General features: G+C 69.3%; 12 protein-coding genes. 7 read left to right on the plus strand and 5 right to left on the minus strand.

The window, feature by feature from the left end; genetic code table 11:
- Position 1: 1 nt before the first annotated feature.
- On the minus strand, positions 2–847 hold the full coding sequence (locus ACT89H_RS01205) for a serine hydrolase (protein WP_445106596.1): 846 nt from the start codon (positions 845–847) through the stop codon (positions 2–4).
- 291 nt (positions 848–1,138) lie between these two features.
- Between ACT89H_RS01205 and ACT89H_RS01210 the strand changes: the two genes are divergently transcribed.
- The gene (locus ACT89H_RS01210) at positions 1,139–2,926 is read left to right on the plus strand and encodes a serine/threonine-protein kinase (protein WP_445106597.1); all 1,788 of its coding nucleotides are present in this window, start codon (positions 1,139–1,141) and stop codon (positions 2,924–2,926) included.
- A gap of 280 nt (positions 2,927–3,206) precedes the next feature.
- Positions 3,207–5,408: a serine/threonine-protein kinase gene (locus tag ACT89H_RS01215; protein WP_445106598.1), complete on the plus strand. Its 2,202-nt coding sequence runs from the start codon at positions 3,207–3,209 to the stop codon at positions 5,406–5,408.
- 62 nt (positions 5,409–5,470) lie between these two features.
- On the opposite strand, the gene ACT89H_RS01220 is transcribed toward ACT89H_RS01215, so the two are convergent.
- From ACT89H_RS01220 to ACT89H_RS01230, 3 genes are all read right to left on the minus strand, one after another.
- Entirely contained in the window at positions 5,471–5,701 is a 231-nt protein-coding gene (locus ACT89H_RS01220; RefSeq protein WP_445106599.1) for a DUF6400 family protein, read from the minus strand.
- A gap of 241 nt (positions 5,702–5,942) precedes the next feature.
- Positions 5,943–6,341: a rhodanese-like domain-containing protein gene (locus ACT89H_RS01225; RefSeq protein WP_445106600.1), complete on the minus strand. Its 399-nt coding sequence runs from the start codon at positions 6,339–6,341 to the stop codon at positions 5,943–5,945.
- Between the two features lie 381 nt (positions 6,342–6,722).
- Positions 6,723–6,872: a hypothetical protein gene (locus ACT89H_RS01230; protein ID WP_445106601.1), complete on the minus strand. Its 150-nt coding sequence runs from the start codon at positions 6,870–6,872 to the stop codon at positions 6,723–6,725.
- A gap of 218 nt (positions 6,873–7,090) precedes the next feature.
- Here ACT89H_RS01230 and ACT89H_RS01235 point away from each other — a divergent pair, with 218 nt between their 5' ends.
- From ACT89H_RS01235 to gatB, 5 genes are all read left to right on the plus strand, one after another.
- Positions 7,091–7,930: a serine hydrolase gene (locus ACT89H_RS01235; protein WP_445106602.1), complete on the plus strand. Its 840-nt coding sequence runs from the start codon at positions 7,091–7,093 to the stop codon at positions 7,928–7,930.
- Positions 7,931–8,012: 82 nt separating this feature from the next.
- Positions 8,013–9,047, plus strand: a complete 1,035-nt coding sequence (locus ACT89H_RS01240; RefSeq protein ID WP_445106603.1) for an ATP-dependent 6-phosphofructokinase — start codon at positions 8,013–8,015, stop codon at positions 9,045–9,047.
- A 40-nt stretch (positions 9,048–9,087) separates the two neighbouring features.
- Positions 9,088–9,327, plus strand: coding sequence for a hypothetical protein (locus ACT89H_RS01245; RefSeq protein ID WP_445106604.1), 240 nt, complete (start codon positions 9,088–9,090; stop codon positions 9,325–9,327).
- Between the two features lie 37 nt (positions 9,328–9,364).
- The gene (locus tag ACT89H_RS01250; RefSeq protein ID WP_445106605.1) at positions 9,365–10,741 is read left to right on the plus strand and encodes an alpha/beta hydrolase family protein; all 1,377 of its coding nucleotides are present in this window, start codon (positions 9,365–9,367) and stop codon (positions 10,739–10,741) included.
- A gap of 59 nt (positions 10,742–10,800) precedes the next feature.
- Positions 10,801–12,306: an Asp-tRNA(Asn)/Glu-tRNA(Gln) amidotransferase subunit GatB gene (gene gatB, locus ACT89H_RS01255; protein WP_445106606.1), complete on the plus strand. Its 1,506-nt coding sequence runs from the start codon at positions 10,801–10,803 to the stop codon at positions 12,304–12,306.
- 133 nt (positions 12,307–12,439) lie between these two features.
- Here the strand turns inward: gatB and ACT89H_RS01260 are convergent, their stop codons facing one another.
- Positions 12,440–13,546 carry a PQQ-dependent sugar dehydrogenase gene (locus ACT89H_RS01260; protein ID WP_445106607.1) on the minus strand — a complete coding sequence of 369 codons (1,107 nt, stop codon included), beginning with the start codon at positions 13,544–13,546 and terminating at the stop codon, positions 12,440–12,442.
- Between the last annotated feature and the right edge of the window lie 92 nt (positions 13,547–13,638).

Raw genomic sequence — 13,638 nt, forward strand, 5'->3', positions numbered from 1 at the left:
TTCACATCGGCGGGCAGGATCCGCCGCGCAGTTCGTCGAGGTGCCGGCCGAGCATCCGCGCCATCCGGTTCAGGATGGTGGTGGAGTCGTCGAAGCTGCCGGAATCGGCCGTCGCCGCGAGCGCGACGGCGACCATGCCGGACCGTACCGGCACCAGGCCGAACTGGCGGACAGTGTAAACGCCGGTCTCGTCATCGGGGCCCCAGCCGCCTTTGAATGCCGTGCCCTCCAGCACGCCCAGACCCCATGCCTGCTCGGGTGTTATCTCCCTCATCAGCTCGGTGACGCGGAACGACTCTGGTAGGCACGGCAGCCGGGAGGCGAAGCGGGCTTGGTTGGCCAGCGTCCACTCGGTGCCGCCGAAGGAGGTGTAGTCCAGCGTGGTGCGCGGGCCCGCCACCCCGGTCGTGGCGTCGCCCGCCTCGTCGATCACGTCCTGCACCGCTTCGGCCGCTTGCAGCCCGTCGCCGAGCGATTGCCACAGCGCCTCGGCGGCGTCGTTGTCCGACCAGGTGATGGCGGCTTCCACGTCGTGGACGATGTCTTCCCGAGAGTCGTGCCGCAGCGCGGCGATCGCGAGCGGCACCTTGATGGTCGACCACGCGATGCCGCTGGCCCAGTCGCCGAAGATGGTCATCCGGCCACCGCCGACGGGCATGATCGCCATACCGACCTGTCCGCCCAGCTGCGGCTGCAACTGGGTGAAATCAGCGGCCAGCGAAGGGGGCACGGACACCGCGAGCCGTGGCCGCCATGCCCCCGCGGTGTCGACCACCGCCGGGGAATCGGTGTCGCCCCGATCACCGGGAAGCAGAGTGCACGAGGTCAGCGTGAGCAGCGCCACCATCGCTCCGGCGCGCAGCGCAGAACGACACGTCGAAGCAGATCTCGTCGACCTCACCACCGAGTCCTCCCCACCACCGGTGACGCGTCGCGCTGCAGAACGGCGGTGCACAATATCTCATCGGGCCCGTCCGGTCGGTGACGGGACGGGAGACATCACCGCGGCGCGCGGCGTCAACGGCTCGATGTCTCGAACATAGTTTTGCCGATCTTCCGGGAGAATTCGAAACCCCGTGGCCACAGCGTCACCCGGTAGGCTCCAGGATCGGTATGAAAGCGGTCACCTGAAGGGGGCGTGTTGCTCGACAGCGGTGCGGTGTTCGCCGGGTTCACCATAGAGAAGCTCCTCGGCCAGGGGGGCATGGGATCGGTGTATCTCGCCCGCCACCCCAGACTTCCTCGGCAGACCGCGCTCAAACTGCTCAACCGGGAGTTGTTCACCGACGTGGAGGTCCGGGCTCGCTTCGAGCGGGAGGCGGATCTGGTGGCGCAGCTGGACCATCCGAACATCGTCGCGGTGTACGACCGCGGCACCGAGGACGAGCAGCTGTGGATCTCCATGCAGTACGTCGACGGCGTCGACGCGGCGACGGTGAATCCGCAGAGCCTGCCGCCGGAGCGGGCCGTGCAGATCATCGAGGGCGTCGCGTCCGCCCTGGATTACGCGCACGGGATGGGGGTGCTGCACCGCGACGTCAAACCGGCGAACATCATGCTGGCCCGCGCGGTGGGCGGCCATGGCGAGCGGGTCTTCCTCACCGATTTCGGCATCGCCCGGCTGCGTGAGGATTCCACCCACCTGACCCAGACCGGCATGTTCACCGCGACGCTGGCCTACGCCTCGCCCGAGCAGATGACCGGGGCCCACCTGGACCACCGCTCCGACCAGTACTCGCTGGCCTGCGCGCTGTTCTGGTTGCTGACCGGCATCGCCCCGTTCGACGCCCCCGCACCGGCGGACATCATTCGCGGCCATCTCCAGTTGCCGCCGCCCTCCGCCGCGGCTCGGCGGGCCGGCCTGTCGCCCGCGCTGGACGCGGTGATCGCCAAGGCCATGGCCAAGCGACCCGACGACCGGTACGTCTCCTGCACCGAATTCGCCTCGGCCGCACGGCGAGCACTCACCGAGCCCGCTGCGACGGTGGTGGCCGCGCAGTACCAGCCGCAGCCCGCGCCCACCGTCCTCCCGCAACTGGCCTATCCCGGGCCGGAGGCGAGTCCGCCGACCTACGTCCCTACCGCATCCGCCCCCGGGTACACCGCGCCGCCGCAGTACAAGCCGAATCCTATGAGCGGCCAGCAGTTTTCGGCCGCCAACGGCTATGCCGCGGCGGCTGCACAGCCGAATTATCCGGCAGCGCAGCCGCATTCCTCCGTGAGTCCACCGATCGGCTATCCGCCTCACCAGCCGGGTTATCCGCCGCGAGGCCGCTCGCATACCGGGCTGATCGTGACGATCCTTCTGGTGATCGTGGCGCTGCTGATCGGCATCGGCGTCATCGTGGCGAAAGTCGGATTCTCGAATTCCGCGTCGCCGCTGGAGCTCGGCCCGAAGACGCCCCCGGGGTCGTCCGACGCGGACAAGCTCGCCACAGCGTTCCCCGAGTTGCTGCCGCAGGGTGTCGATACGAGGTACAACATCGGCTCCGGACCGGGCTATCGCGGCAAGACCTGTTTCCTCGGCACCGCCAAGCCGGGCAGCAAGGTGTCCAGCGCCAATGGCGTGCCCGACTTCCCGAACTGGGCGACGGCCTGGAACTGCTGGGGCACGCCGATCGACGAGCCCGACTACGTCCTCATCGGCTTCAAGTCGGCCGCCGACGCCCGGGCCGCGGTGCGGGACCTGCCGTCGAATACGTCCGCGACCGAACACAACAACGGCGAGTCGTATTCGACCTACCGCTGGCAGGAGACCGCCGGCGGGCTGCCGGACGGCTATCTCGTCGTCGACTTCGACGACGACCCGGCTCGGTCGAACTACCTGCTGTTCGCCACCGTGACCCTGACCGACAGCATGCCCACCTCCGGATTCGGCATCACCTCGGCGAAATTCAAGGCGTGGTTCGCCGACCTGCCACTGTGAACCGCGAGTTCAGTCGACCGCCGACGCCCCACGATGGGCATCCCAGCCGCGCGCGACGCGGGCGCGATCGCGCGAACTCGGCATCGCGGAAGTGGCCGTGACGAGTCGTGCCGGACAGCTCGTCGGCACGCTCGAGCCGCGCCATCGCGCCGCGGCGATCGCGTTCGCGTTTGACCACGGGGTGGTGACACCCGGAGAATCCAATCTGTGACGGGCAGGCTCCAGTCGCGTACCGCGTGATCTCCTGTGTGATCCCTGCCCGGGATGCGGAGGATGACGGGTGCAGGAACCTGGGCCGAGAACCGGAACCCGGTTCGGGCCGTACGAACTGCGGTCGTTGCTGGGCAAGGGGGGAATGGGCGAGGTATATGAGGCGTACGACACGGTCAAGGACCGGGTGGTCGCGCTTAAGTTGCTGTCGGAAGAACTCGCCCAAGACCCGATGTACCAGCTGCGTTTCCGGCGCGAATCGCAGGCCGCGGCACGGCTGGCCGAACCGCATGTCATCCCGATCCACGACTGGGGCGTGATCGACGGGGTGCTGTTCATCGACATGCGGCTGGTCCGCGGCGTCGACCTGCGCACCCTGTTGCGCGGCCAGGGACCGCTGAGCCCGGCTCGCGCCGTCGGTATCATCGAGCAGATCGCCTCGGCCCTGGATGCCGCCCACGCCAACGATCTGGTGCATCGCGACGTGAAACCGGCGAACATCCTGGTCACCGACACGGATTTTGCGTACCTCGCCGATTTCGGCATCGCGCACACCGAAGGCGACAGCGCGGTGACGCTGGTCGGCATGGCCGTCGGCTCCTACATCTACATGGCCCCGGAACGCTTCGACGTCGGTCCGGTGACCGGCCGCGCCGATGTCTACTCGCTGGCCTGCGTACTGCACGAATGCCTGACCGGAGCGACGCCGTTCCCGTCGGCCAGCATGAACGTGCTGATCAAGTCGCACATGTCCGATCCGCCGCCGCGGCCGAGTGCCCAGGCCAGTGGCATTCCCCACGCGTTGGACGAGGTGGTGAACCGCGGCATGGCCAAGCACCCGGCCGACCGCTACCCCACCGCGACCGCGCTGGCCAGGGCCGCCCGCGCGGCCCTCACCTCGGCCCCTGCCACCGGGCCGACGCTGGTGGTGCGCGCGCCGAACCGGTCGCAGCAGGCCGGTGCCGCGGTCGCGCCGGAATCGACCGGCGAACTGTCGCTGCCTGCGGTGATCCATCCGAGCGCGCCGACGGTGGTGCGGCCGACGGAGTTCCAGTTCACGCCGCTGCCGTCGACGGATGCGGCGGAACCGGTACCAGCGCCGTACCCGCCGGACGTGGAATTGCCCCCGATGCGTCCGTTCCCGGACGCGCACCTGTATCCGGAGACCCAGGCGTATTTCGAAGCCGCGGGATATCCGCAGGCGCCGGAACCTGTTGTTCCGCCGACGCAGGTGTATCCGCGGGCGCCGGAGCCCGCCGCGCCGCCCCAGATGGGTCCGTGGGATCACACCGATTCGGGCGTGCGGGAGCATGCCGAGCCCGCCTACGCCGATCCGGAATCCACCCGGGTGTATCCGGAGCCCGCCGCCCCGCCGGCGCAGATGTATCCGCAGGGCCATGCCCGTTCCGCGGCACCGGAGGATTTCGATCCCGCGTACGCGGGACAGCCGGATGTCGGGTACGCCGATCCGAATTCCACGCGGGTATACGCGCAACCGACTGTGGCGCAGGCATATTCCGGCATGCCGCCGCAAGCCTATTCGCAGGCACCCGATCACACCTTCGCCGACGGGCATCCGGGACTCGGCAATTATCCGCAGCCACCGCGGTATCCCGATGGTGGACAGTCGCCCCGCTCGGTTACGTCACATGGCCCGTCCGACCACCTTCCCGCAGCGGACGCGCGTACCGGCCACCCACCCGGCCGCGACGAACCGGAATACGGCTACGGCGATTACGACGAGGCCGATTACTCCGATTCTCGTCCGGGTCGCTCCATAGCGCTGCCCATCATCGTGGCCGTTGTCGCCATCGTCGCGTTGACCGTCGGCGGCGCGATCGCCTGGCAGTCGTTCGGCCGCGGCCAGGCCGAGACGACCTCCGCCACCGCGCAGTCCGATGCGTCCGCGCCTGCGGCCGGGCCGATCACTCAGGCGCCGAGCCGCACATCGGCCCCGCTCGCCTCCACGTCGGCGAAACCGACTCAGGTCACGCTGCCCGCGGGCGCGAAGCCATGCGGCCAGGGACAGGCCGCCGCCGGGACGTTCACCCAGTCCGCGACAGGTACCGCCGTGACCAGCTGCGCGTTCGCCGAAGAGGTGCGCAGAGCCTACGCCGCACTCGGCCAGACGCAGAACACGACTCGCGCCGCGCCGCGCGCGGTCGTCGCGACCAGCCCGGTCACCGGCCGGACCTACACCATGAACTGCCTGCCTGAAGGGCCGCTGGTCACGTGCAGCGGCGGTGAGAACGCGGTGGTGTACGTCTACTGACAGTCACGACTGGCTGGAGCCGATCCGCAGAACGGCGGTGATGGTTTCTGTTCGCGGTGAATTCAGTCGGCGATCTGGCGCGTCGCCCGGTCCGGCAGGATTCCGGCCCGGACGAGTTCGTCGTAGATCCGCTGCTGCTCATCGTCGAGATTCGAGTACAGCATGTGGTAGGCCAGATCCTCCTCGGCGAGCACCGCGACCGGATCCCAGTCGTCGCCGAGCGCCGCGACGACGGCGCTGCGCCGTCGCACCTCGTCGAGCGTGAGATCGTAAGCAAAATTGTGGTCGGCCATCGGGGCGTCTCCAACTGGGTCATTTCCGAAAACGAATTGCCGACGATGCCCAACCGCGCCTTTTCGGGCAATGACCTGCATCACGGTCCACGGTGCGATTCGTCACATGTGCTGCCGATGCGCGACGCCGGATACAGCTAGGCCGGGGTATGGGAACTCGCACGGCAGCAAACCGCGGCCAGTTCCGGTGCCGTCGTCGCGGCGCGCGGTGTTCTGCCGGGTGGCGACAATGCCACGATTACTACGGCACCGCCGGGCTACCGCCCGGGACCACCGGCAAGCCCGCCGCACGCCACGCTCGGAACCCTCCGACGAGATCGGTCACCTGACGCAGTCCGAGACACAGCCCGTCGGCCGCCGCGAGACTGGAGGCGTAGCCCTCGTTGCACACGATCACCACCGGAGTGTCGGCGGTGAGGTCCGGCAGCCGGTGTTCGCCGTTCGGGTCGAGGCGCCACTCCAGGACGATCCGTTCGACCACGACCGCGCCGGGAATCTCACCCTCGGCGCTCCGGTTCGCGTGCGGCCGGATGTCGACGATCAATCCTCCCCGGGACTGCACCGCGGCGGCCTGCTCCGGCGTCACCCGCTCCAGCCGCGCTCTGGCCCGGGTCACCATTTCCTCGGCGCCTGTACTCATGGTGCATCCACTCCGCTCGCTGACATCCCCCGGGAAGTCAGCCAGCGTACGGCATTCACGCACCGGTGGACCGCGCGCACGGCTCGGCGCCGCGGGCTGCGTCCACGACCGTGGTGCGAGGTCCACGGCGCGACGGTTTCGCGCCTGGTGATCTCGCGGAAAGATGGCGGTCTCGGCTGCGCGCAGCTCGCGCCGCACCGGGGAGGCGGTGCTCCGGTGCGGGAGTGCCCGCGACATCCGTCGAAGTGGAAGTCGACGGCTGCGGGCCGGCGAGCTGGTGCCGGACGTCCATGGGGCAACACCCGAAAATCCTGCTGTGATACTCGAATGCTATTGATTGCGACCGGCATGCGTCGACCGGTTCGGCAGTGGTCGTGGCGGTCAGGAGCTTTCGGTGAACTGGGGCGTAATCGATTCATCTAGTACGTTCTCCGGGATAACGAGAAGCAATTCTCGGGTGAGGCCGGTGTCGAGCGCCGGTTCCGAACCCGGCCGCTCGGCGACATCGGGCGGGTAGGTGGAGGTGTCCATGCTTGTTGACCGCGCCGTCGTCATCGGGCGGGGAGACAAGAGGCGGTCGACCCGAGGCCGCGCCCATGCCGTCGCGGTCGCTGGGTCGGCGGGCCGGGGGAGTTCGCGAGAAGAATGTGCCGAGAATGTCTACTGATCGATTCCGCAGAGTCCGAAGAGTCCGAAGAGTCCACAGCGTCCGCAGCGTCCGCAGAGTCCGAAACGTCCTTGGTTGTGCGGTGCTCGCCGCGGCTCTGGTAGCGGGGTGCGGGACCGACCGCTCCGAGGATTCGTCGAGCGAACCCACCGTTACCGAGGCCGCGGCCCGCACCGACCAGAAGGGCCTTTCCGTCATCGTGCCGGGCACCTTGGCCGCGAGTTACGCCGAGCTCGCGGCGGGCGTGCGCGGGAAGCTGGGCATGGCCATTGTGCCGGTCGGCGGCGAGAAGCCGGTCACGTTCGGCGAATGGACCAGCGGTCCGGCCTGGTCGACGATGAAGGTGCCGCTGACCATCGCCGCGCTGCGGCGCAGTCCGAACAGCTCGAACTACGCCGCGTCGGCCGCGATCACGCAATCCGACAACGCTGCCGCCGACGTGCTGTGGCAGTCGCTGGGCACGCCGCAGGAGGCGGCGCAGGCCGTGCAGGCGGTACTGCGCGAAGGCGGGGACAGCAAGACCGTCGTGCCCGCCACCCGCGCCCGTGCCGAGCATTCGGCCTTCGGCCAGGCGGAGTGGTCGCTGGCCGACCAGGTGCGGTTCGCCTCGCGGTTGCCCTGCCTGCCTCAGGTCGATCGCGTGACGTCGCTGATGGAACAGGTCATCACCAGTCAGCGCTGGGGTCTGGGCGAGTTCAGGGGCGCCGAGTTCAAGGGCGGCTGGGGGCCGGACGTGGCGGGCAACTACCTGGTGCGGCAGTTCGGGATCATCAACGTCCCCTCGGGGCAGATCGCGATCGCGGTCGCGGTGCAGCCCGAGTCGGGATCGTTCAACGACGGCATGAACGTTCTGGACAAACTCGCCACGGTCGTCTCCCAGCATCTCGACGAACTGGCCGGGGGACACTGCCCGACCGCGTGAGGCCATCTGTCCAGGTCAGTGTTACGCGACATTCACGGGGGCGGGGCTGCCGAGATCGGACATGAGGGGCAAGATAGCGGCCATGCGCATCGGAGTTCTGACCGGAGGCGGAGACTGCCCAGGACTGAACGCGGTCATCCGCGCCGTCGTTCGCACCGCGAACGGCCGTTACGGAGACGCGATCGTCGGCTTCGAGGACGGTTGGCGCGGCCTATTGGAGGACCGGAAGATCCAGATCCGCAACGACGACCGCACCGACCGGATCCTCACCAAGGGCGGCACCATCCTCGGCACCGCTCGCACCAACCCCGACGTACTGCGCGCCGGACTGGGCCGGATCAAGCAGACCTTGGACGACAACGGCATCGAGGCACTGATCCCGATCGGCGGCGAGGGCACGCTCACCGCCGCGAGCTGGTTGTCCGACGAAGGCGTCCCGGTGGTGGGCGTCCCGAAGACCATCGACAACGACATCGATTGCACCGACGTCACTTTCGGCCACGACACGGCACTCAACATCGCCACCGAGGCGATCGACCGGCTGCACACCACCGCCGAGTCGCATCAGCGCGTCATGCTCATCGAGGTGATGGGCCGCCACGCGGGATGGATCGCGATCGGCGCGGGCATGGCGGCGGGCGCGCACCTGACGCTGGTGCCGGAGGTCCCGTTCGAGGTGGACGAGGTGTGCGCCATGATCAAGCGGCGTTTCCAGCGCGGCGACAAGCACTTCATCTGCGTCGTCGCCGAGGGGTCGCACCCCGCGCCGGACTCCGGATTCACCTTGCGCGAGGGCGGTATCGACGAGTTCGGCCACGAGCGATTCACCGGCGTCGCCCAACAACTCGGCGTGGAAATCGAGCGGCGCATCGGCAAGGAGGTCCGCACCACGGTGCTCGGTCACGTGCAGCGCGGTGGCAGCCCCACGCCCTACGACCGGGTGCTGGCCACCCGCTTCGGCCTGCACGCGGCCGAGGCGGTGCACGCGGGCAAGTTCGGCCAGATGGTCGCGCTGCACGGCACCGCCATCGACTTGGTCCCGCTGTCGGAGGCTACCAAGCAGCTCAAGCGGGTGCCCGCGGAGCGCTACCGCGAGGCGGAGGCGTTCTTCGGGTAGGGCGCGACGCGATCTGGCGTCGCAGATCGATGATGACGCGGTGGCTCTGGTGCGGCGATACGACCTGCCGATCGATGCTCTCGACGTCCTTGGTCGCCGAGCTCGCTCCGCAGGTATTCCGCTCGGGGAGTACGCGCGTCGGGAGCTGGTCCGGCTGGCTCGGCGCAGCACCGTCGAGGACGCGCTGCTGGAGTTCCGGGAGGTGCAGGAACGGGACCCGAGTCTGCGACTCGACATGGCGGAGATCGCCGCGGCGGTGCGGTACGCGCGCGGCGAATAGGCCGGGACCGGCCCGCGTCGTCGGTACTGTGAGTCGCATGCGCAGTGGGCGACTGATCGCGTTGGCACTGTTGGTGATCACGGCACTGGCGGCCGGGTGTTCGGAGTCGAATCCGCCCGAGCCGACCACGGGTGACTGGCACGGCGCCGTCGAGCTCCCCGGCCGGCCGGTGCCGGTCGGCGTGAGTTTCCACGACGACGGCACGGCCACCATCGACATCCCCTCGCAGGGCATGAGCGGCGTGCAACTCAAAGACGTCAGCTCCGACCGCAACGGCGTGTCTTTCGCGGTCCCCGACGTCCCGGGCGACCCGGTGTTCCACGGCAAGTACGAGTCCGGAACCGACCGGATCACTGGTGATCTCAGCCAGGCGGGCCAGAAATTCCCGCTGGTGCTGAGCCGTGGCAAGGTCGTACCGCCCGCCCATCCGCAGGAACCGAAGCCGCCGTTCCCGTACAAGACGGAGGATGTCAGCTACAGCAACGGCGGCATCACCATCGCGGGCACGTTGACCGAACCGCAGGGTGCGGGCCCGTTCCCCGCCATTCTCATGATCACCGGAAGCGGCGCCCAGGACCGCAACGAGGAACTCATGGGCCACAAGCCGTTCCTGCTGCTGGCCGACACCTTCACCCGTGCGGGCTACGCGGTGCTGCGCACCGACGACCGCGGCGTCGGCGGCACCGGCGGCAAGCTGGACGACGCTGACTACACCGTGTTGGCCGAGGACGTCGCCGCGGGCGTCCGCTTCCTGCGCGCCCGCTCCGACATCGATCCGGCGCGGGTCGGGCTCTTCGGCCACAGCGAGGGCGGCTACCTCGCGCCGTTGGTCGCCGCGCGCCCGGACAGCGGCGTCGCCTTCGCGGTGCTGATGGCCGGACCGGGCGTTCCCGGATCGGACGTGCTCGTCGAACAGACGCGCTTGCTCGCCACCGCGAACGGCACCCCTCCCGACCAGGTGCAGACCCGGGTCCGCGACACCGCCGAGCTGGCCGCCCTGCTGAAAGCGGGCGACCTCGACGGTGCGAGACAACTGGCCGTTCGGCAGAACCAGGCACTGCCCGCCGACCAGCGCGTGCCGGACGATCAGGCGGCCGCGCAGATCACCCCGTATCTGGCCTCCTTGGTCGCCTACGATCCGGCGCCCGCCCTGGCCGCGCTGCGCGTTCCGGTGCTGGCGTTCTTCGGCGGCAAGGACCTCCAGGTGCCCCCGGCGCAGAGCGAGCAGCCGATGCGCGACCACCTCGCCGCCGACCCCGACGCGACCGTCCACGTCTTCCCGGGTCTCAACCACCTGATGCAGCCCACGGAGACGGGCCGTCCCAGCGAGTACGGCGCCATCGAGACGACCATCGCTCCCGAAGTGCTCGACTACGTCACCGGCTGGCTGCGGCAGCGGGTCCCGGCGAAATAGCGCCACGGGACGCGAGAGCCCCTGCGCTGCGGCGCGAGCGCTTACCTAAACTGATGGCCATGAGCGCACCCACGGTCGACCTGATGGATTACTCGGATGTCATCGCCCGGTTCGAGCCGGTGCTCGGCATGGAGGTCCACGTCGAGCTGAACACCGCGACGAAGATGTTCTGCGGTTGCCCGACCGAGTTCGGCGCCGAGCCGAACACTCAGGTGTGCCCGGTGTGCCTCGGTCTGCCCGGGTCGCTTCCGGTGGTCAACCAGAAGGCCGTCGAGTCGGCCATCCGGATCGGGCTGGCGCTGAACTGCTCGATCACGCCGTGGGGCCGGTTCGCGCGCAAGAACTACTTCTACCCCGATCAGCCGAAGAACTATCAGATCAGCCAGTACGACGAGCCGATCGCCACCAACGGGCACCTGGACGTGGTGCTCGACGACGGCAGCACCTTCCGCGTCGACATCGAGCGCGCGCACATGGAGGAGGACACCGGCAAGTCGGTGCACATCGGCGGTGCGACCGGCCGCATCCACGGCGCGAGCCACTCCCTGCTCGATTACAACCGGGCGGGCGTGCCGCTGATCGAGATCGTCACCAAGCCCATCACCGGCGCGGGGCAGCGCGCCCCCGAGGTGGCTCGGGCGTATGTGACGGCGCTGCGGGATCTGCTGAAGTCGCTCGGGGTGTCCGATGTGAAGATGGAGCAGGGTTCGCTGCGCTGCGACGCGAACGTCTCCCTGATGCCCATCGGCGCAACGGAATTCGGCACCCGCACCGAGACCAAGAACGTCAACTCGCTGCGCAGCGTCGAGGTCGCGGTGCGCTACGAGATGCGCAGGCAGGCCGCGGTGCTCGCCGGCGGCGGCACGGTTGTGCAGGAGACCCGGCACTTTCATGAGGCCGACGGCACCACGTCGCCCGGTCGCCGCAAGGAGACCGCCGAGGACTACCGCTACTTCCCGGAGCCGGACCTCGAGCCCGTCGCGCCCGACGCCGACTGGGTCGAGCAGTTGCGCGGCACCATCCCCGAATACCCCTGGCTGCGCCGCGCGCGCATCCAGTCCGATTGGGGCCTGTCCGACGAGGTGATGCGCGACCTGGTCAACGCGGGCGCGCTGGACCTGATCATCGCCACCGTCGACGCGGGCGCCCCGGCCAACGAGGCGCGTTCCTGGTGGGTCGCCTACCTCACCGAGAAGGCCAAGGAGCGCGAGGTGGCGCTGGAAGAACTGCCGATCAGCCCGGCCCAGGTCGCCGAGGTGATCAAGCTGGTCGACGCGAAGACGATCAACAACAAGGTGGCCAAGCAGGTCGTCGACCACGTGCTGGCCGGCGAGGGCGACCCGGCGCAGATCGTCGAAGCCAAGGGCCTCGGCATGGTCAGCGACGACAGCGCCCTGCAAGCGGAGGTGGAGAAGGCGCTGGCCGCCAACCCCGACATCGCCGACAAGATCCGCTCCGGCAAGGTCCAGGCCGCGGGCAAGATCGTCGGCGACGTCATGAAGGCGACCCGCGGCCAGGCCGACGCGGCGCGAGTTCGGGAACTCGTCCTCGCCGCCTGCGGCTAGGCGTACCTCCGCCTTCGCTCCGGCAAGGTCTTCCGCCGAGATCCGGGACGCGGCATCGGCGCCGGTGATCAGCGTGGTGGTTCCCCGCTGATAGTTCCCGGTGCGCTGTCCGGGTTCGAGGAGTGCGGACAACTCAGTCCGGTCCGCCGCCTCCGGCCTGCGGGGGCGGGATGCGGACGACGCGATCGTCGAACGGTCCCGGCTGGCCGTCGGTCTTGTTCACCGTGGTCACCCAGATGGTGCCGTCGGCGCCGACCGCGGCGCCGCCGAGTTGTCCGTACTTGTCCTGCGCCGTCAGCGTCGGCGTCGCGGTGACCGCGTGGGTGATGGGGTCGGCGGCGGCGATGGCGAGGGCCTTCGCGTGGGTCAGCGAGATCGCGACACCGTCCTGGGCGGCGGCGCACCCGGCGACGCCGGGCCGGTCCGGCCAGGTCCACACGGTGGTGACCGTGCCGTCGCCACCGAGCCGCTGCAGCCGGTCCTCGGCCGCGGTGCGGTCGGTGATCCAGATGCTGTCCTTGCCGTCCCGGCACACGTCCCCGGCGCTGCCGATACCCGAGACGGCGATCTCGGGCGCGGGCGACCGGCCGGGCACGGGGGAGTTCACGCGCAGCAGTTTGCCCGCGAGGGAACTCGTCGAAGCGGCCGCGCCGGGATTGCCCGCGTCACCGGTCAGTACCAGCATCTGGTCGGGGGAGGCGAATTCGATCGCGCCGTGATTTCCGCTCGCACCCTTCGGAATCCCGGTGAGCACGTCCTTCGGGGAGCCGCCTTCGGCGATGCGGACCACCCGGTTGTCGCTGCCGGTGGTGATATACGCGTACATCAAGCCGTCTTCGGCGTAGGTAGGCGACAGCGCGATGTCGCTGAGCCCGCCGTCGCCGGAGCCGTCCACGTCCAGCCGGGCGATCTCGACCGGCGGCTGATCCGGCGCCACCTTCAGGATGCGCCCGGTGCGGCGCTCGGCGACCAGCGCGCCGTCGGGGAGCGCGACCAGGCCGCCGGTGGTATCCAGGCAGGTGGCGACCACCGCCGGGTCGGGATCGATGCACGGGCCGCTCGGCCGGGTGGTCGAGGTGGGGGGCTGGCTGGGTTTCTTCGGGTCGATGTTGGCTCCGTGCAGGGTCGGTTCCGGGGTGAACGGACTGGACGCCGAATCGTCGAACCGGGCGCATCCGACCAGCAGGACGCAGCCGAGCGCCAGACTCGCCGCGACGCGGCCCACGACAACCAAACTCATAGCCCAGACGTTACGGAAATTCCGTCGCTCGCGCCCTTCCGGGTGGGGGTGTCGCGCGCGCACTGACACGCCGCGCCGAACTCGCCCGCCCC

Source organism: Nocardia aegles (genome assembly GCF_052545135.1).